The 18,587-nt window shown below is 63.7% G+C and carries 17 protein-coding genes; 8 read left to right on the forward strand and 9 right to left on the reverse strand.

Annotated elements, in window-relative coordinates; translation table 11 throughout:
- Positions 1–2,295 (forward strand): penicillin-binding protein 1A, encoded by a 2,295-nt coding sequence (locus ACODSU_RS03685; protein ID WP_488840180.1) that lies wholly within the window; start codon positions 1–3, stop codon positions 2,293–2,295.
- A gap of 54 nt (positions 2,296–2,349) precedes the next feature.
- On the opposite strand, the gene ACODSU_RS03690 is transcribed toward ACODSU_RS03685, so the two are convergent.
- From ACODSU_RS03690 to ACODSU_RS03700, 3 genes are all read right to left on the reverse strand, one after another.
- A complete protein-coding gene (locus ACODSU_RS03690; RefSeq protein WP_476016641.1) occupies positions 2,350–2,583 on the reverse strand; it encodes a DUF1737 domain-containing protein in 234 nt (77 codons plus the stop codon).
- A gap of 8 nt (positions 2,584–2,591) precedes the next feature.
- Positions 2,592–3,143: an NUDIX hydrolase gene (locus tag ACODSU_RS03695; protein ID WP_015014179.1), complete on the reverse strand. Its 552-nt coding sequence runs from the start codon at positions 3,141–3,143 to the stop codon at positions 2,592–2,594.
- A gap of 113 nt (positions 3,144–3,256) precedes the next feature.
- Positions 3,257–3,952 carry a fumarylacetoacetate hydrolase family protein gene (locus ACODSU_RS03700; RefSeq protein WP_116749809.1) on the reverse strand — a complete coding sequence of 232 codons (696 nt, stop codon included), beginning with the start codon at positions 3,950–3,952 and terminating at the stop codon, positions 3,257–3,259.
- Positions 3,953–4,073: 121 nt separating this feature from the next.
- On the opposite strand from ACODSU_RS03700, the gene ACODSU_RS03705 reads away from it, so the two are divergent.
- From ACODSU_RS03705 to ACODSU_RS03715, 3 genes are all read left to right on the forward strand, one after another.
- Positions 4,074–4,529, forward strand: a complete 456-nt coding sequence (locus ACODSU_RS03705) for a MarR family winged helix-turn-helix transcriptional regulator (protein ID WP_043566498.1) — start codon at positions 4,074–4,076, stop codon at positions 4,527–4,529.
- Between the two features lie 103 nt (positions 4,530–4,632).
- Entirely contained in the window at positions 4,633–5,301 is a 669-nt protein-coding gene (gene maiA / locus ACODSU_RS03710) for a maleylacetoacetate isomerase (protein WP_488840183.1), read from the forward strand.
- A complete protein-coding gene (locus ACODSU_RS03715; protein ID WP_488840185.1) occupies positions 5,280–6,203 on the forward strand; it encodes a purine nucleoside phosphorylase YfiH/LACC1 family protein in 924 nt (307 codons plus the stop codon). The genes maiA and ACODSU_RS03715 overlap by 22 nt, the downstream gene beginning before the upstream one ends.
- Here ACODSU_RS03715 and ACODSU_RS03720 read toward each other — a convergent pair.
- A complete protein-coding gene (locus ACODSU_RS03720; RefSeq protein WP_422849539.1) occupies positions 6,123–6,464 on the reverse strand; it encodes a hypothetical protein in 342 nt (113 codons plus the stop codon). The genes ACODSU_RS03715 and ACODSU_RS03720 overlap by 81 nt on opposite strands.
- Positions 6,465–6,586: 122 nt before the next feature.
- Here ACODSU_RS03720 and ACODSU_RS03725 point away from each other — a divergent pair, with 122 nt between their 5' ends.
- From ACODSU_RS03725 to phbB, 4 genes are all read left to right on the forward strand, one after another.
- The gene (locus tag ACODSU_RS03725) at positions 6,587–8,287 is read left to right on the forward strand and encodes a PHA/PHB synthase family protein (protein ID WP_488840186.1); all 1,701 of its coding nucleotides are present in this window, start codon (positions 6,587–6,589) and stop codon (positions 8,285–8,287) included.
- A 70-nt stretch (positions 8,288–8,357) separates the two neighbouring features.
- On the forward strand, positions 8,358–9,536 hold the full coding sequence (locus tag ACODSU_RS03730; protein WP_488840188.1) for an acetyl-CoA C-acetyltransferase: 1,179 nt from the start codon (positions 8,358–8,360) through the stop codon (positions 9,534–9,536).
- 275 nt (positions 9,537–9,811) lie between these two features.
- A complete protein-coding gene (locus ACODSU_RS03735; protein WP_488840190.1) occupies positions 9,812–10,594 on the forward strand; it encodes an EAL domain-containing protein in 783 nt (260 codons plus the stop codon).
- A 255-nt stretch (positions 10,595–10,849) separates the two neighbouring features.
- Positions 10,850–11,587, forward strand: coding sequence for an acetoacetyl-CoA reductase (gene phbB / locus ACODSU_RS03740; RefSeq protein WP_056062618.1), 738 nt, complete (start codon positions 10,850–10,852; stop codon positions 11,585–11,587).
- A 491-nt stretch (positions 11,588–12,078) separates the two neighbouring features.
- Here the strand turns inward: phbB and ACODSU_RS03745 are convergent, their stop codons facing one another.
- The 5 genes from ACODSU_RS03745 to dapD form a co-directional block, all read right to left on the reverse strand.
- On the reverse strand, positions 12,079–14,118 hold the full coding sequence (locus tag ACODSU_RS03745) for an ABC-F family ATP-binding cassette domain-containing protein (protein ID WP_488840192.1): 2,040 nt from the start codon (positions 14,116–14,118) through the stop codon (positions 12,079–12,081).
- Between the two features lie 115 nt (positions 14,119–14,233).
- Positions 14,234–15,163 carry a 50S ribosomal protein L3 N(5)-glutamine methyltransferase gene (gene prmB / locus ACODSU_RS03750; RefSeq protein ID WP_488840194.1) on the reverse strand — a complete coding sequence of 310 codons (930 nt, stop codon included), beginning with the start codon at positions 15,161–15,163 and terminating at the stop codon, positions 14,234–14,236.
- Positions 15,160–16,344 (reverse strand): succinyl-diaminopimelate desuccinylase, encoded by a 1,185-nt coding sequence (dapE, locus tag ACODSU_RS03755; RefSeq protein ID WP_488840196.1) that lies wholly within the window; start codon positions 16,342–16,344, stop codon positions 15,160–15,162. Before dapE ends, prmB begins: the two co-directional genes overlap by 4 nt.
- 164 nt (positions 16,345–16,508) lie before the next feature.
- Positions 16,509–17,672, reverse strand: coding sequence for a PilT/PilU family type 4a pilus ATPase (locus ACODSU_RS03760; RefSeq protein ID WP_060987304.1), 1,164 nt, complete (start codon positions 17,670–17,672; stop codon positions 16,509–16,511).
- Positions 17,673–17,740: 68 nt separating this feature from the next.
- The gene (gene dapD / locus ACODSU_RS03765) at positions 17,741–18,574 is read right to left on the reverse strand and encodes a 2,3,4,5-tetrahydropyridine-2,6-dicarboxylate N-succinyltransferase (RefSeq protein WP_060987303.1); all 834 of its coding nucleotides are present in this window, start codon (positions 18,572–18,574) and stop codon (positions 17,741–17,743) included.
- Positions 18,575–18,587 lie beyond the last annotated feature (13 nt).

Below are 18,587 nucleotides of genomic sequence, written 5' to 3' on the forward strand. Positions count from 1 at the left end.
ATGCACAACTGGCTGCTTTCTTTCCGGGCCCGCATGGCGAGCCTGTTGGCCTGGGTTCCCCGGCCCGTGCGGCGCCTGCTGCTGTGGACGGTGGTGGCGGTGCCCGCTGCGCTGCTGGTGTTCACGCTGGCGCTGGTGCCTTTTACTCCCGGCATCAGCGACATCCGCAAGGCCAAGAGCGAGCTGCCGGCGCAGCTCATGTCGGCCGACGGCAAGCTGCTGGCCGAATACCGCTGGGCCAACCGCGAGTGGGTGGAGCTGAACCAGATCTCGCCCAACGTGGTGGACGCGCTGATAGCGACCGAGGACCACCGCTTCTACAAGCACTTCGGGCTGGACTGGCGGCGCACGGCGTCGTCGGTGGTGCTGACCCTGCGTGGGGACCCGCAGGGCGGCTCCACCATCACCCAGCAGCTGGCGCGCAACCTGTTCCCGGAGGAAATCGGGCGCTCGCGCACGCTCACGCGCAAGCTCAAGGAGGCGATCACCGCCCTCAAGATCGAGGCGTCGTATTCCAAGGACGAAATCCTGGAGACTTACCTCAATACCGTGCCGTTTCTCTACAACGCCTACGGCATCGAGATGGCCGCGCGCACCTACTTTGACAAGTCGGCCGACAAGCTCAACGTGCTGGAAAGCGCCACGCTGATCGGCATGCTCAAGGGCACGGCCTACTACAACCCGGTGCTGAACCCCGAGCGCGCGCAGGCCCGCCGCAACACGGTGCTGTCGCAGATGGTCAAGCGGGGCAAGCTCGATGCCAAGCAGTTCGAGACCCTGCAAAAACGCCCGCTGCGCATCAACTTCGAACGCCAGACGGAGGTGATGGGTCCGGCGCCGCACTTTGCGATCCAGCTGCGCAAGCAGCTCATCGACTGGGCCGACAGCAAGGGCTACAGCCTGTATTCGGACGGTCTGGTGATTCGCACCACCATCGATTCGCGCCTGCAGGCCTATGCCAACCAGGCGGTGGCACGGCAGGGCCGGCAATTGCAAGGCGTGGCAGACACCGCCTGGTCGCAGCGCAACGGCTGGGGCCCCAAGAACGAGCTGGTGCAGACCCTGGTGCGCGAGAGCGCCGAATACCGCGCCGCCGTTGACAAAGGCGACGCCCCTGACGACGCCCTGAAGGCGCTGATGGATGACGCCTCCTTCATGGCCAAGCTGCGCGCCGAAAAGACGCGTGTGCAGGCCGGCTTTCTGGCGCAAGACCCGGTCACCGGCCATGTGTTGGCCTGGGTGGGCAGCCGCGACTTTGCGCAAGACCCGTTTGACCACGTGCAGGCAGCGCGCCGCCAGCCGGGCTCTACCTTCAAGCCGTTTGTGTACGGCGCCGCGTTTGCTAACGGCGCCACGCCCGAAGACACGTTGATGGATACCGCCGTCGAAATCCCGCTGGGCGGTGGCCGCGTCTGGCGCCCCACCGACGGTGGCCCGCCCAGCGACCAGCCCATGACGCTGGCCGATGGCCTCGCGCTGTCCAAGAACACCATCACCGCGCAGGTGATGCAGCAGGTGGGCCCGGCCCGCGTGGCCGAAGTGGCACGCGCACTGGGCGTGCGGCAGTCCAAGCTGGAGGAGGTTCCGTCCCTCGCGCTGGGCACCAGCCCGGTCACGCTCAAGGAGATGATCTCGGCCTACAGCAGCATCGTGAACCTGGGCCGCTATGTGGAGCCCGTGCTCATCACCAGCATCGAAGACCGCCACGGCAAGGTGTTGGAGACCTTTGCCAAGCCCGTGCCGGAAGAGGTCTTCCAGCCCCGGGCTGCCCAGACCCTGCGCAACACCATGCGCGGTGCCGTGGACCGGGGCACGGCCACGGCCATCCGCACGCGGTACGGCATCCAGGCCGACGTGGCGGGCAAGACCGGCACCACGCAAGACAACACCGATGGCTGGTTCATCCTGATGCACACCCGCCTGGTGGCGGGCGCCTGGGCCGGCTTCAACGACGGGCGCATCACGCTGCGCAGCGACTACTGGGGGCAGGGCGCGCGCAGTGCGTTGCCCATGGTGGGCGAGTTCATGCAGCAGGCCATCCGCAACAAGGTGATCGACGGCAACGACCGGTTTGTGGACGAGTTCGACACCAGTCCGCCGCCACCGCCCGACAGCTCGCTCAGCACTATGCGCGACTGGATTCGTGGCCTGTTCCGCACCGACCCGCAGCAGGCCCCGGTGCCCGGCATGCCGCCCCGGCCTGCGGGTGCGGGCGGTTTGCCGCCGGTCACTACCGACCCACCGGGCTCGGTGTCGCCACCGGTGCCCGCAGAGGAGCGGGTGGGGGGCGAATGAGCGGGCGCGGCGCGGGGTTTACGCGTCGCTGAATTTCTCGGTCGGGCTGCGCGGTCAGGCCACCACGCCGGGCCATACGATGGCCTGGGCCACGATCACGGTCTGCCCGTTGAAGGTGGCCGCCGGTGAGCCATACAGCCGATAGCCCAGCGCCAGCGCGTCGCTCACGCGGCGGCAGAAGCTGGCGTCGTCGGGACCGGTGAGCAGGCGGTAGGCGGGCAAACCATCGGGTGGAGTGCTGGCCTGGGCGGAAGATGCAGGCGATGCGGTGGAGGTGGCAACCGTCATGGCCGCGCCTATTCGATGTCGATGAAATGCATGCCCATGGTGCCTGCCTTGCGGTCGGCAAAGTAGCACTCCAGCGTTTCCTTGACGGTGCGGAACGCCAGCTCGTCCCAGGGCACCTCGTCTTCGGCAAACAGCCGCGCCTCGATGGTTTCGTAGCCCGGGTTGAACTGGTCGCTCAGCAGCGTGGCGCGGTAGAACAGATGCACCTGGCCTACGCGGCGCACGTTCAGCAGGCTGAACAGGGGGCCGATCTCGATCTGCGCGCCAGCCTCTTCGTCAGTCTCACGCGCCGCCCCTTGGGCCGTGGTTTCATCCAGCTCCATGAAGCCTGCGGGCAGCGTCCATTTGCCCCACCGGGGTTCGATATTGCGTTTGCACAGCAGGATGCGGCCATCGGGCAGCGCGGGCACCGTGCCCACCACATTGAGCGGGTTCTCGTAGTGCACCGTATTGCACGCGGGGCAGACTGCGCGCTGCTTGGTGTCGCCGTCGTCCGGCAGGCGGTACACCACGGCGGTGCCACAGGCGCGGCAATGTTTGATGGGGCTGCGGTAGGTCATGCAGGGGTTTGAGGGTCAAATGGGCTGGTAGCGATAGTGCAACATGCGCTGCCAGCTATGAAAATCGTAGCATTGCGTTCACCTGGCCGGGCGGCGGGGCCGCCCGGTGGCGCTCAGACCACGGTCAGGCGCAAAGGCGTGAGGCCGCCCACGCCGCCTTCTAGCGTATCGCCACGCACCACAGCGCCCACGCCTTCGGGGGTGCCGGTGTAGATCAGGTCGCCGGGCTGCAGCTCCCACGCGGCCGACAGGTGCTCGATGGTCTCGGCAATGTTCCAGATCAGCTGGGTCACGGTGCTGCGCTGGCGGTCGGCGCCGTTGACCTGCAGCCAGATGGGCGCGTTGGCCACGTCACCTGCCTGCGCTGCCGGGGTGATGGGGCCGATGGGAGCGCTGGCGTCAAAGCCCTTGCCGATGCACCAGGGGCGGCCCTGCTTCTTCATGTCGTTCTGCAGGTCGCGGCGGGTCATGTCGAGGCCCACGGCGTAGCCATAAATGTGGCTGAAAGCGTCGGCAGCCTGGATGTTCTTGCCGCCCTTGCCAATGGCCACCACCAGTTCGATCTCGTGGTGCAGGTTGGCCGTGAGGCTGGGGTAGGGCAGCTGCCCGGTTTCGCCCGCGTTGACGACCACGATGGCATCCGCAGGCTTGAGGAAGAAGAAGGGTGGTTCGCGGCCGGTGAAGCCCATCTCCTTGGCGTGTTCTTCGTAGTTGCGGCCCACGCAGTAAATGCGATGTACCGGAAACCGTTCGCCGCTGCCCACCACGGGCACGCTGACCACGGGGGCTGGAGGAAACACGTAGCTCATGTCTGCCTTTCAATGGTTCTGGGAATGCTGTCAAAAAACCGCGCGCAGTACCGTGCGCGCCGCAGTGTGGCAGTGTGCCATGGGCGCTGACCCTCTGCTGGGGGGCGCTACACTCGCGCCCATGGCAAAGAGCTTCGATTTCCACAATACGCCGGGCCACCTGGTGCGCCGCGCCCACCAGCGGACCGTGGCACTTTTCATGGAAGAGACGGCCGGATTTGACGTGACGCCGGTGCAGTTCGCCATCCTGCACGAGCTGCTGGCCCAGCCGGGCGAGGACCAGGTCACCCTGGCCGCCCGCGTGGCGTTCGATGCGGCCACGTCCGGCTCGGTGATCGGGCGCCTGGAAAAGCGCGGATGGATCCGCCGCGAGCCCGACACCCGCGACCGCCGCCGCAAACTGCTGTGGATCACCCCCGAGGGCGAAGTGGCCGCCCTGCAGATGCGCGACGCCGCCCAGCGCGTGCAGGAACGCCTCACGGCACCGCTCACCGCACAGGAAAGCGCCGACCTGATGGTGCTGCTCTCCAAAGTCGTCTACAACCACCAGGATCCGGCGGGCACCTCGGGCGCCTGACGGGGATGCCCTTGGCCGCCGGGCGCACTCTTTCTCTGGCCTGCCGGCATCGTGCCGCACAGGCTTCATTCCTCCTTTGACCGACCCCAGGCCCCCCTCCGCCATGCAGCTCTACAACTACTTCCGCTCCTCCGCCTCGTTCCGCGTGCGCATCGCGCTGCAGCTCAAGGGCCTGCCGTACGACTACATGCCTGTGCATCTGGTCAAGGGCGAGCACAAGGCCCCCGATTACGCGGGCCGCATTGGGGACGCGCTGGTGCCCACGCTGGTGACCGATGGCGGCACGGCGCTGTCGCAGTCCATGGCCATCATCGAATACCTGGACGAAACCCACCCCACGCCTGCCTTGCTGCCCGCCACCCCGTTGGCGCGGGCTCGGGTGCGCGCACTGGCGCAGATGGTGGCGTGCGAAATCCACCCCATCAACAACCTGCGTGTGCTCAAGTACCTGGTGCATGAACTGAAGGTGGACGAGGATGCCAAGAACGCCTGGTACCACCACTGGGTGCGCAGTGGGCTGGAGGCGTTCGAGCGGCAGCTTGACCTGCTGGCGCAAGAGCGCGCTGCGCAGGGCATGGCGCCCTCGGTGCTGTGCTGGGGCGACACGCCCACGCTGGCCGACTGCTGCCTGGTGCCGCAGATCTTCAATGCCCAGCGCTTCAAGGTCAGCCTGGATGGCCTGCCGCGCACCATGAGTGCGTTCGACGCCTGCATGGCACTGCCCGCGTTCCAGCAGGCGCAGCCCTCGGCGTGCCCGGACAACGAAGCGTGACGGCTGCGTCTTCGTCGGTACAGGGCCAGCACGCAGACTGGCTGGTGCCCGACTGGCCTGCACCGCCCGGTGTGCATGCGCTGTGCACCACGCGCGCGGGCGGCGTGGGCCGCGCACCGTACGACCAGTTGAACCTGGGCGCCCATGTGGGCGACGATCCGCAGGCGGTGGCCGCCAACCGGCAGATCGTTCAATCCGCCTTGCAAGCCACGACCCCGGGCACGCGTGCAGTGTTCTTGAGTCAGGTGCATGGCGAAGGCGTGGCGCTGCTTGATGCGGGCACGCCCGACGGGACAGAGGCCGACGCCTGCGTGGCCAGTGCACCCGGCGCCGTCTGCACCATCATGGTGGCCGACTGCTTGCCCGTGTTGCTGGCTCACCGCTCAGGCCAAGTGGTGGCTGCAGCCCACGCCGGCTGGCGCGGACTGGCCGGGCACGCAGGGCAGGGCGTGCTGGAATCGGTTTTCAAGCGTTTTTGCCATGAAGCGCTAGTACATCAAGCCTCTGCAGCTATCAAAAATGCAGCAATGGCGCCTGGCTCTCCGTATGCTTCAGAGGTTGCTGCCCACACGGTGGCTTGGCTAGGCCCCTGCATCGGCCCCACGGCTTTCGAGGTCGGGGCGGAGGTGCGTGCAGCGTTCTGCGACGCCCCGGGTGCCCTGGGCGCTGCGGCCGCTCAGTGCTTTGTGGCCCGGCCCGATGCACCGGGCAAGTACCTGTGCGATCTGGCAGGGCTGGCCCGGTTGCGCCTGCGTGCCATGGGCATCACCGCCATTTACGGCAATGACAGCACCGCACCCTGGTGCACCGTTACGCAGGCCTCACGGTTCTTTTCGCACCGCCGCGACAGCGTTGCCCTCGGCGGCAGCGGGCGCTTTGCCGCCTGCATCTGGCGCGGCTGACGCTGCGGGTTCGGCGCCCGCATCGGTCGCGCGGGCTGCGGCCTGTTCCGCGTCATACGCAGCCTGTTCGGCCGCCTCCCGCGCTTTGATCTTGCGCTTGCGCGACGGCGTGCCCAGGATGTAAACCAGAATGCCCATGGGCAGCAGGCCATACAACGCAAACGTGATGATGGCGCCCAGCACAGTGCCCTGTGGGCTGGTGGCCTCGGCCACCGCCATCATGAGCGTGACGTAGGTCCAGGCGATGACGATGAGGTACATTGATTTGTGTGCACTGAAAGCATTGAATTCGTTGCCATGCCCCATGGGGTGGGCAACAATGAACCCGCGAAACAAAAATCAGGCCCCAGCCGCTGCGAGCGACCAACCATTGAGGAATGAGCATGACTTCTGAATCACCCTGGGCCGAGAGCGCCCAGCAGTTCCAGCAGATTTTCGGGCAAAGCTGGTCGCAGGCGCTGCAATCGTTTCAGAAACTGGACCTCGGGGCGCAGGTACCTGCCGCAGCGCCCCTGAAGCTGTCGCAGACCAAACTGCAGGCGTTGCAGCAGCAGTACCTCAAGGAAGCGCAGGAGCTCTGGGCGCAGGGCCTGCAGGGCACCCCGGAAGTCAAGGACAAGCGTTTTGCCGGCGAAGGCTGGGCCAGCAACCCGGTGGCGGCGTTTTCTGCGGCTGCCTACTTGCTCAACGCCCGCACGCTGATGGGCCTGGCCGAGGCGGTCGAGGCCGACGAAAAAACCAAGGCCCGCATCCGCTTTGGCGTGGAGCAGTGGATGGCCGCCATGGCGCCCAGCAATTTCCTCGCCTTCAATGCTGAAGCGCAGAAGAAAGCCATCGAGACCAAGGGCGAGAGCATTGCCAAGGGCATGCAGAACCTGCTGCACGACATCACGCAAGGCCACGTGTCGATGACTGACGAAAGCCTTTTCGAGGTGGGCCGCAATGTGGCCACCACCGAAGGCGCGGTGGTGTACGAGAACGAACTGTTTCAGCTGCTCGAATACAAGCCCCTCACGGCCAAGGTGTACGAGCGGCCGTTTTTGCTGGTGCCGCCCTGCATCAACAAGTTCTACATCCTCGATCTGCAGCCCGAAAACTCGCTGATCCGCTACGCCGTCGAACAAGGCCACCGCACCTTTGTGGTGAGCTGGCGCAACCCCGACGACAGCCTGGCCCACAAGACCTGGGACGACTACGTGGAAGACGGCGCCATGGCCGCCATTGACGTGGTGCAGAACATCACCGGCGCCGAGCAGATCAACACGCTGGGTTTTTGCGTGGGGGGCACCATCCTCAGCAACGCGCTGGCTGTGCTGGCGGCGCGTGGCGACGAGCCCGTGGCCAGTGCCACCTTTCTTACCACGCTGATCGACTTCAGCGACACCGGCATCCTCGATGTGTTCATCGACGAGGCCTTCGTCAAGTTCCGCGAGATGCAGATGGGCCATGGCGGGTTGATGAAGGGACAGGACCTGGCGTCCACCTTCAGCTTCTTGCGCCCCAACGATCTGGTCTGGAACTACGTGGTGGGCAACTACCTCAAGGGCGAAACGCCGCCGCCGTTTGACCTGCTGTACTGGAACAGCGACAGCACCAACCTTCCCGGTCCGTTCTACGCCTGGTACCTGCGCAATTTTTATCTGGAGAACAACCTGGTCAAACCAGGCAAGCTCACGGTGTGCGGCGAAAAGCTGGACTTGGGCAATCTCGATTTGCCGGTCTACATCTATGGCTCGCGCGAAGACCACATCGTGCCGGCCACGGCTGCTTATGCATCCACCCAGGTGCTGCCAGGCAAAAAGCGTTTTGTGATGGGCGCGTCAGGCCACATCGCGGGCGTGATCAACCCACCCGCCAAGGGCAAGCGCAGCCACTGGACCCGCGCCGACGGCAAGTTCCCAGGCACGCTGGACCAATGGCTGGAAGGCGCTACCGAGCACCCCGGCAGCTGGTGGACCGACTGGTCAGGCTGGCTCAAGAGCCATGCGGGCAAACAGATTGCCGCGCCCAAGGCCTATGGCAAAGGCACCAAGTTCAAGGCCATCGAGCCCGCGCCCGGCCGCTACGTCAAGCAGAAAGCCTGATACGCAAAAGTCCTGACTTTTGTCGCTGCGAGAATCACTGAACCACCACTCACCACTACAAGGACATTCCATGGAAGACATCGTCATCGTTTCGGCCACCCGCACTGCTGTGGGCAAGTTTGGTGGCTCGCTGGCCAAGACGCCCGCGGCCGACCTCGGCGCCATCGTGATCCGCGAAGCCATCGCCCGCGCAGGCCTCTCGTCCGACCAGATCGGCGAAGTCATCATGGGCCAGGTGCTGGCAGCTGGCGTGGGTCAGAACCCGGCGCGCCAGGCTTCGATGAAAGCAGGCGTGGCCAAGGAAACCCCCGCACTCACCATCAACGCGGTGTGCGGCTCTGGCCTCAAGGCCGTGATGCTGGCTGCCCAGGCCGTGGCCTGGGGTGACAGCGAGATCGTGGTGGCCGGCGGCCAGGAGAGCATGAGCCTGGCACCGCACGTACTGCCCAACTCGCGCGACGGCCAGCGCATGGGCGACTGGAAGCTGGTGGACACCATGATCGTGGACGGCCTGTGGGACGTGTACAACCAGTACCACATGGGCATCACGGCTGAAAACGTGGCCAAGCAATACGGCATCACCCGCGACATGCAGGATGCCCTGGCCCTGGCCAGCCAGCAAAAGGCAGCCGCAGCCCAAGATGCCGGCAAGTTTGTCGATGAAATCGTCGGCGTGAGCCTGGCGCAAAAGAAGGGCGACCCCATCCTCTTCAACACCGACGAATACCTCAACCGCAAGACCAACGCCGAAGCCCTGGCGGGACTGCGCCCCGCGTTTGACAAGGCGGGCAGCGTGACGGCGGGCAATGCCTCGGGCCTGAACGATGGCGCCGCCGCCGTGGTGGTGATGAGCGCCAAGAAGGCTGCGGCCCTGGGTCTCAAGCCTCTGGCCCGCATCGCCGCGTTTGGGACCAGCGGCTTGGACCCCGCCACCATGGGCATGGGCCCCGTGCCGGCCTCGCGCAAGGCCTTGCAGCGCGCAGGCTGGAATGTGGCCGATGTGGACCTGTTCGAGCTGAACGAGGCCTTCGCCGCCCAGGCTTGTGCCGTGAACAAGGAATTGGCAATCGACCCTGCCAAGGTCAATGTGAACGGTGGCGCCATTGCCATTGGCCACCCCATTGGCGCGTCGGGTTGCCGCATTCTGGTGACGCTGCTGCACGAAATGCAGCGCCGTGACGCCAAGAAGGGCTTGGCCGCGCTGTGCATCGGCGGTGGCATGGGCGTGTCGCTGGCGGTGGAGCGTTAAGCGTCAGCTTCAGCTTCAGCTTGGGATAGCTGAGTAGTTCGGACGATGCATTGATCGAAGGTGCTACCTATCCCGCCTCAAAAGGCCGCATGGACATGCGGCCTTTTTTGTTGGTTGTTTCTAGCAGCCAATTCCAGAGAGTGTTGTATCGCGTCTAAGAGAGCCTTCTCTGAATCACCACCCTCAGATCCAGACCGGCGCGCCTCGAGAAACGCTGTCCCTGCACCGGCACCATCAGACCGCAAGTTTGTAATGATGCGTTACCATGTTTGCCCATGACAGCGACCATTTTTGCCCAACCCTTCGAACCCGTGGGCTGCCAATCCTGTCGAGACAAGACGCAGCTTCCGTTCGACTTCACGATGGCGTTCCAGCCCATCATGGATCTGGAGTTGGATCGTCCGTTCGCCTACGAAGCGCTGGTGCGCGGTGTGGATGGCGAGTCGGCCGGGACGGTGCTGTCGTGGGTGGATGACACCAACCGCTACCGGTTTGACCAAGCCTGCCGCGTCAAGGCGATTGAACTCGCGTCGCGCCTCGGGCTGGCCAGCTTGCCAGACTGCCGACTGAGCATCAATTTTCTGCCCAACGCGGTGTACCGGGCGGAGACCTGTATCCGCGCCACCATGGAAGCAGCAGAGGAATTCGATTTTCCGCACAACCGCATCATGTTCGAGGTGACCGAGGGCGAACAGGTCACCAGCGGCGCCCACCTCAAGTCCATCTTCAATGAATACCGGCGCCAGGGCCTCATCACGGCCATCGACGACTTTGGTGCGGGCTATGCGGGGCTGAACATGCTGGTTCAATTCCAGCCCCATGTGCTCAAGATCGACATGGAGCTGATCCGCAACATCGACCAGGACCCGGTGCGGCAGGCGATTGTGTGCGGCATCGTGCTGGTATGCCAGCGTTTATCCATCGACATCGTGGCCGAGGGCATGGAGACCCCAGCAGAGTCGGCCTACCTGAGATCGCTGGGCGTCCGCTACCAGCAGGGCTATCTGTTTGCCAAACCAGGGTGGGAATCCTTGCCGCTGGCGCCACGGCACGCCTAGTCGCCTACTCCCTGGCGGCTCCCTCCGGGGGCGTCTTTCTGCTGTACAACAGTCAATAGGCGCTTGGTGGCTGCCTGGTTTTGGTGCATCTGAAGGCACCATTCCTGTGACCCATCGCTAAGCTTGTCTTGCGTCAATGGTGTGACGCATGTGGATATGTCAAAAAGGAAAGGGCTTCAGTGTTTTCCTTCACGGCAGCGTCCAATTTCTTCGGTAGAGTGGGTCCTGAGCCAATCACTAACAAGGAGAAATCACATGAGCCAGAAAGTCGCGTATGTCACCGGTGGCATGGGAGGCATCGGTACCGCCATTTGCCAGCGCCTGCACAAGGAAGGTTTCAAGGTCATCGCTGGTTGCGGCCCCACACGGGACCACGCCAAGTGGCTGGCCGAGCAAAAGGCCCTGGGCTACACGTTTTATGCGTCGGTCGGTAACGTGGGTGATTGGGATTCCACGGTGGAAGCTTTCGGCAAGACCAAGGCAGAGCACGGAACCATCGATGTGCTGGTGAACAACGCCGGCATCACGCGCGACCGCATGTTCCTCAAGATGTCCCGCGAAGACTGGGACGCTGTGATCGAGACCAACCTCAACAGCATGTTCAACGTCACCAAGCAAGTGGTATCGGACATGGTGGAAAAGGGCTGGGGCCGTATCATCAACATCAGTTCGGTCAACGGCGAAAAAGGCCAGGCAGGTCAAACCAACTATTCCGCAGCCAAGGCGGGCATGCATGGGTTCTCGATGGCCCTGGCGCAAGAGCTGGCCACCAAGGGCGTTACCGTCAACACGGTCAGCCCCGGCTACATCGGCACAGACATGGTCAAGGCGATCCGCCCGGATGTGCTGGAGAAGATCGTTGCCACCGTCCCCGTCAAGCGCCTGGGCGAACCGAGCGAAATTGCCTCGATCATCGCCTGGTTGGCCTCGGAAGAGGGCGGGTACGCCACGGGTGCAGACTTCTCGGTCAATGGTGGCCTGCACATGGGCTGAGAGTGGCACATCTCTGTTGAGCCAACAAAAAACCCCGCGAAAGCGGGGTTTTTTGTTGGGCTTTGCAAGGACTGCCGATCGATGGATCTGACCTTGCTAGGGCCGTCTGAAAAATGCGGGGTCTATGTAGGCACCTGCATTTTTCCTGTTCTGGTACGGTTTATGCTTGTTGTGAGCTGTGCGGCGGCATCGTTATGCACCACAGAGGCTGGGCTGCAACGTCTTCAGAGGCGGGCGGGAGCGCGCTTGCGGTCGCGTTCGTCTTCGGGCCAAGCGGACAAGATTGCGGTGGTATTCATGGTGGAAAACTCCTGTGATGTACCAACAACGCGGCCCGTCCATGGTTCGTTGACAGCCTTTCGCAAAAAAATGCAACCGCAATAGCCTGTAGATTGGCCCAAAAAATAGCTACATTTTTTATAGCAATACATTCATATATGGTTTGGTAAATTCCTGAAAATTCCAGCGGAAATTTACAGGACTTTACATCTTCAGCCTAACGAAGCCGCTGAAATTTCTTCGAGCTCAGAAGAAATTTCCAGCCAGCGCTCCTCCAGTTTTTCCGTTTCCTCGTTCCCGGCTTTCAGGCGCCGGCCGCATTCGGCGATCTCTGGGGGAGGCAGGGTTTCCGTCAGTTTTTGCTCCAATTCGGTGCGTTCTGCACTCAACGCAGCCAAGCGTTTGTCGATCTGCTCCAGCTCTTTCTTCAGCGGACGGGTCTTTTCAGCCAGTTGTTGACGGGTCTGGGCATCCAGCTTGCGCTGTTCCCGTCCGTCGCGTGCGGGGGGGGAAGAGGACGCCGGTGGGGGCGCAGCCACGGAAGGTACCAACGTTGGCTGTGCGACGGTTGGGGCTGCAACAGGAGCCTGTGAGGTCTGTTGTTGTGCCTGCTCGGCCAGCCGCGCTTCTTCGCGCAGGCGCTTGGATTCTTCGAGCAGGTATCGCTGGTAGTCGTCGAGGTCTCCGTCGAACGGGCCGACCACGCCCCGGCCCACCATCCAGAAGTCCTCGCACACCGAGCGCAGCAGTGCACGGTCGTGGCTGACCAGCATGACGGTGCCGTCGAAGTCGTTGAGCGCCATGGCCAACGCCTCGCGGGTGGCCAAGTCCAGGTGGTTGGTAGGCTCGTCGAGCAGCAGCAGGTTCGGGCGCTGCCAGACAATCATGGCCAGGACCAGGCGCGCCTTTTCACCACCGCTCATGGTGCCCACGGCCTGTTTGACCATATCGCCGGTGAAGTTGAAGCTGCCCAGGTAGCTGCGCAGATCCTGCTCACGGCTCGGTTGCTTGGCATCCGGCCCTAGCTCCTTGGCCAGACGGATCATGTGCTCCAGCGGGTTTTCACTGGGGCGCAGCACATCGAGCTCTTGCTGCGCAAAGTACCCGATGTTCAGACCCTTGCCCTCCGTGATGCTGCCCGCGAGCGGCTTCATGGTCCGCGCAATGGTCTTGACCAGCGTGGACTTGCCCTGTCCGTTGGCGCCCAGGATACCGATGCGCTGCCCAGCTAGCACCGAGCGGTTGACGCCCGTGAGAATGGTGGTGGGCGTACCTTCTTCGTCCACATAGCCAAACGACGCGTCGCTGATGGCAAGCATCGGATTGGGCAGGTTGGCTGGCTCCTTGAACTCGAAAGTGAACTCGGCCTCGGCCAGCACGGGTCCGATTTTCTCCATACGTTCAAGTTGCTTGACCCGGCTTTGCGCCTGCTTGGCCTTGCTGGCCTTGGCCTTGAAGCGGTCGATGAACTTCTGCAGGTGCGCCATCTTCTCCTGTTGTTTGGCAAAGCTGGCTTGCTGCAGTTCAAGCTGCTGGGCGCGCAGTTCTTCAAACTTGCTGTAGTTACCGCCGTAACGGTTCAATTCGCCTTGCTGGATTTGCAGGGTGACGTTGGTGATCGCGTCCAAAAACTCGCGGTCGTGGCTGATCACGATCATGGTGCCTGCATAGCGCTTGAGCCAGGCTTCGAGCCAGACGAGCGCGTCCAGATCCAAGTGGTTGGTGGGCTCGTCCAGCAGCAGCAAATCGCTGGGGCACATCAGCGCACGTGCCAATTGCAGGCGCATGCGCCAGCCGCCCGAGAAGCTGTTGACGGGCTGGTCGAGTTCGCTCACCCGAAAACCCAGCCCCAGGATGAGCGCCTGGGCGCGGGCCACGGCATCGTGGGCGCCGGCGTCGTGCAGGTCGGAATACGCATGGGCAATGGCCATGCCATCGTCGCTGGCTTCAGCCTCGGCCAGCTGGCGCTGTACCTCGGCGAGGCGCGTGTCGCCTTCCAGCACAAAGTCGGTAGCCGACTGGTCAGTCTCGGGCATGTTCTGTGCGACCTCGGCCATGCGCCAGCTCGACGGAATGTGAAAGTCTCCGCCATCTTCATGCAGCTTGCCACTGAGCAGCGCAAACAGGCTGGATTTGCCTGCGCCATTGCGCCCCACAAGCCCGACGTTTTCGCCAGGGTTGATGGTGGTGGACACGCTGTCGAGCACGACTTTGGTGCCTCGGCGCAGGGTAACGTTCTTGAGGGTGATCATCCGGGAAACAGAAAAAAGCACACCCGCGCGAGGCGGGTGGCATACAAAACTCTGGGGGCCAGTGCAGCTATGAACGGCAGAGCCGCTGCAGCTGCCCAAGGTGGCGCAAAGGGCTCTATTGTGCCGTGAGCCGGGTTTGGGCGGCCAGGGCCTGCCGGGTAACCAGCAAAACCTGGTCTTCTCCCGCACTGGTTTCCAGCCAGAAAACCGGTAGTTGCGGAAAAGCCGCCTCGAAGTTTGCCCGCTCGTTGCCGATCTCCAGAAGGATCACGGCGTCCTCAGTCATGCAGTCGGGAGCTGCGGCAAACAGCTGGCGAACAAAGTCCATGCCGTCCTTGCCACCGGCCAAGGCCAGTTCAGGCTCGGCACGGTACTCGCTGGGCAGCGCGGCCATGCTGTCGGCATTGACATAGGGCGGGTTGCAGAGGATCAAGTCCCAGGGGCCGGGCAGGGCGGCCAGGCCATCAGAGAGCTGCAGCCTGATGCGGTCCTGCAGGCCGTGTTTGTCCACGTTGATGCGGGCTACGGCCAGGGCGTCGGCCGAGATGTCGGCGCCGGTCACTTCGACTTCGGGCCAGGCCATGGCGGCCAGCACGGCCAGGCTGCCGTTGCCGGTGCACAGGTCCAGCACCTGGCGGGTGTTTTCGCTCAGGAAGCCGTCCACGCTGCCATCGGCCAGCAGCTCGGCGATGAAGCTGCGCGGCACGATGGCGCGTTCGTCAATGTAGAAGGGCACGCCCTGCAGCCAGGCCTCTCGCGTGAGGTAGGCGGCGGGCTTGCGTGTACGGATGCGTTCTTCAAAAAGTGTAGCTACCAGGGCAAGCTGGTCAGGCGCTACGGCCTGATTTTTGATGGAATCTGGTGCGTCTGAGAGATCACTGTCCAGCGGCAGGCCCAGGCGCCACAGCACCAGCCAGGCGGCTTCATCATGGGCGTTGGTGGTGCCGTGGCCAAAGAACACCCCGGCAGAGGCCAGCCATTGGGCGCCAGATTCGACCAGCGCACCGATGGTGTTGCCGGTCAGGGGATGGTTCGTGCTGCTCATGCGGTCACCGCCAGGGCCTGAGCGTGCAGGTTTTCCAGCGTGCGGCGGTAAATGTTCTTGAGTGGCTCGATGTCGGCCACCACCACATGCTCGTCGATCTTGTGGATCGTGGCATTGGGGGGGCCCAGTTCGATCACCTGGGGGCAGATCTGCGCAATGAAACGGCCGTCGCTGGTGCCTCCGGTGGTGGACAGTTCGGTGGTGATACCTGTCTCGGACGCGATGGCCTGCTGCACGGCGCCCACCAGCTCGCCGGGCGTCGTAAGGAAGGGCTGGCCGCCGAGCGTCCAGCGCAGGTCGTATTCCAGGCCATGGCGGTCGAGCACGGCGTGCACTCGCTGCTGCAAGCCCTCTGCCGTCGATTCGGTCGAAAAGCGGAAATTGAAGTCGATCACCACTTCCCCGGGGATCACGTTGGTCGCGCCCGTGCCGCCATGAATGTTGCTGATTTGCCAGCTGGTGGGCGGAAAGAATGCATTGCCGTTGTCCCACACAGTGGATGCCAACTCCGTCAGCGCGGGCAGGGCCTGGTGGATGGGGTTGCGGGCCAGCTGCGGATAGGCAATGTGGCCTTGGATACCACGCACGCTGAGCTTGCCGCTCAGGGTGCCGCGCCGTCCGTTCTTGATCATGTCTCCGGTTTTCTCGACGGAGGTGGGTTCGCCCACGATGCAGTAATCGAGTTTTTCGCCGCGCGCCTTGAGCTGTTCCACCACGACCTTGGTGCCATCGACGGAGGGACCTTCCTCGTCGCTGGTCAGCAGAAATGCCAGCTCGATCAACGGAGCAGGCGTGGCGGCCAGGAACTCTTCCACTGCAACCACGAAGGCGGCAATAGACGTCTTCATGTCGCTGGCACCCCGGCCATAGAGCTTGCCGTCCTTGTGGGTGGGCACGAACGGGTCGCTGCTCCATTGGGCCAATGGACCGGTGGGGACGACATCGGTGTGCCCCGCGAATACTACGGTTTTGATAGCTGCTGAGGCATGATTCACCTGCGCTATCGGCCGTTTCGCCCACAAATTGCTGACGCGGAAGTCGGCGGGACCACTGTCCAGGCGTTCGCACACAAACCCGAGCGGGGCGAGCCGCGCGGCCAGCAGGTCCAGGCAACCGGCGTCCTCCGGTGTGATGGAAGGCAGGGAGATGAGCTGTTCAGCCAGGTGCAGGGTTCGGGACATGGGATGAGAATCAGGAAATGGAGACACGCAGCCGCGCTGCGATCATGGAGACGGGGAGCGACACGACGCAGCCCGGGCAAGGGCTGCCGTGCGAGAGACGCTCGGCACCGAGCACGGCGTCCCCTCAAGGAAGGGTTCCGCAGGCCGCTTCGTGCGGCATCACATCATGCCGCCGGCTTGACGTCCAGCACGATCTCGGTGAACGACGGTGTATCGTCGGGGGCATCGCGTGCTTCTTTCTGGGCCTTGGCGGCATTGGCGGCCAGGGAAAAGTCGTTTTGCAGGCGCCACATCAGGTTGGTGGGCGAGTCAGCATAGGCCATGCCTTCCTTGCGGTCGATCTGCGCGTCCATGATGAGACGGGCCAGCGCTTCTTCGAAGGTCTGCGATCCTTCGGCCATGGATTTCTCCATGGCTTCGCGCACGCCCGAGAAGTCGCCTTTTTCGATGAGATCGGACACCAGCTTGGTGTTGAGCATGACCTCGACCGCAGGCACCCGGCCGCCGTCGGTCTTGCGCACCAGGCGTTGCGACACCACGGCCTTGAGGGCCGATGCCAGGTCGCCCAGCATGGTGGGGCGTACCTCGACCGGGTAGAAACTCAGAATACGGTTGAGCGCGTGGTAGCTATTGTTGCCGTGCAGCGTGGCCAGGCACAGGTGGCCCGACTGCGCATAGGCAATGGCGGCCGACATGGTTTCGCGGTCGCGGATTTCGCCGATCAGGATCACGTCGGGCGCCTGGCGCAGCGCGTTCTTCAGGGCGGTTTGCAAGGACTGGGTGTCGCTGCCGATTTCGCGCTGGTTGACGATGGACTTCTTGTTCTTGAACTGGTACTCGACCGGGTCCTCGATGGTGAGGATGTGGCCTGTCAGCGCCTCGTTGCGGGTGTCGATCATCGACGCCAGCGAGGTGCTCTTGCCCGAGCCCGTGGCGCCCACCATCAGGATGAGGCCGCGCTTTTCCATGATGAGCTCGCGCATCACCGGGGGCAGGCCCAAGGTGTCAAACTCGGGAATCTGCTGCGAGATGAAGCGGATCACCACCGCGTAGCTGCCACGCTGGCGCATGGCGCTGACCCGGAAGCGCCCTACACCGCTGAGCGGCACGCCCATGTTGAGTTCGCCGGTTTCCTCCAGCTCTTCGATGCGGTCCGGGGGGACCACTTCAGACAGCAGGTTGCGCGGTGCGTCGGGCGGCAGGATCTGGTTGTTGATGGGCACGCACTCGCCGTTGATCTTGATCAGCGCGGGGGCGTTGGCCGACAGATAGACGTCGGAGGCCTTTTTCTCTGCCATCAGGCGAAGAATTCGTTCCATCGTGCTCATGGTGTTTCCCTCTTGTTGTCAGTCTCTGTCGGCAAGGCAGCCCATCAGGCCGCGCTCATGCAGCGCAATCAGTCGCGCAGCAGGTCGTTGATGCTGGTCTTGGAGCGGGTTTGCGCGTCCACCTGCTTGACGATGATGGCAGCGTACATGCTGTAAGGTGCGCCGTTGGCGGCGGTCTTGGGCAGGTTGCCGCTCACCACCACCGAGCCGGAAGGCACGCGGCCATAGCTGATTTCGCCGGTGGCACGGTTGAAGATCGGGGTGCTCTGGCCCAAGTACACGCCCATGCCCAGCACGGAGTTCTCTTCGACCACCACGCCTTCGACGACCTCGGAGCGGGCGCCAATGAAGCAGTTGTCTTCAATGATGGTGGGGCCGGCCTGCAGAGGCTCCAGCACGCCGCCAATGCCCACGCCGCCGGACAGGTGCACGCCCGCGCCGATCTGTGCGCACGAGCCCACGGTGGCCCAGGTGTCGACCATGGTGCCTTCGCCCACGTAGGCGCCGATGTTCACGTACGAGGGCATCAGGATCGCACCCTTGGCGATGAAGCTGCCACGGCGGGCCACAGCAGGTGGCACCACGCGCACGCCAGTAGCCTTCATTTCTTCTTCGGACAGGTGGGCAAACTTGGTCTGCACCTTGTCGTAAAAGCCCAGGTCGCCGGCCTTGACGACTTCGTTGTCCTTCAGGCGGAAAGACAGCAGCACGGCCTTCTTGATCCACTGGTGCACGGTCCACTGGCCCACGCCTTCGCGGGTGGCCACACGCAGCTTGCCGTTGTTCAGCTCGGCAATCACGTGCTCGACGGCGTCCTGGATCTCCTTGGGGGCGGCGGCGGGCGAGAGGCTGGCGCGGTTTTCCCAGGCGTTGTCGATGAGGGTTTGGAGTTGTTGGGTCATGTTGTTGTCGATC

It is taken from the genome of Acidovorax sp. FG48, assembly GCF_057809085.1.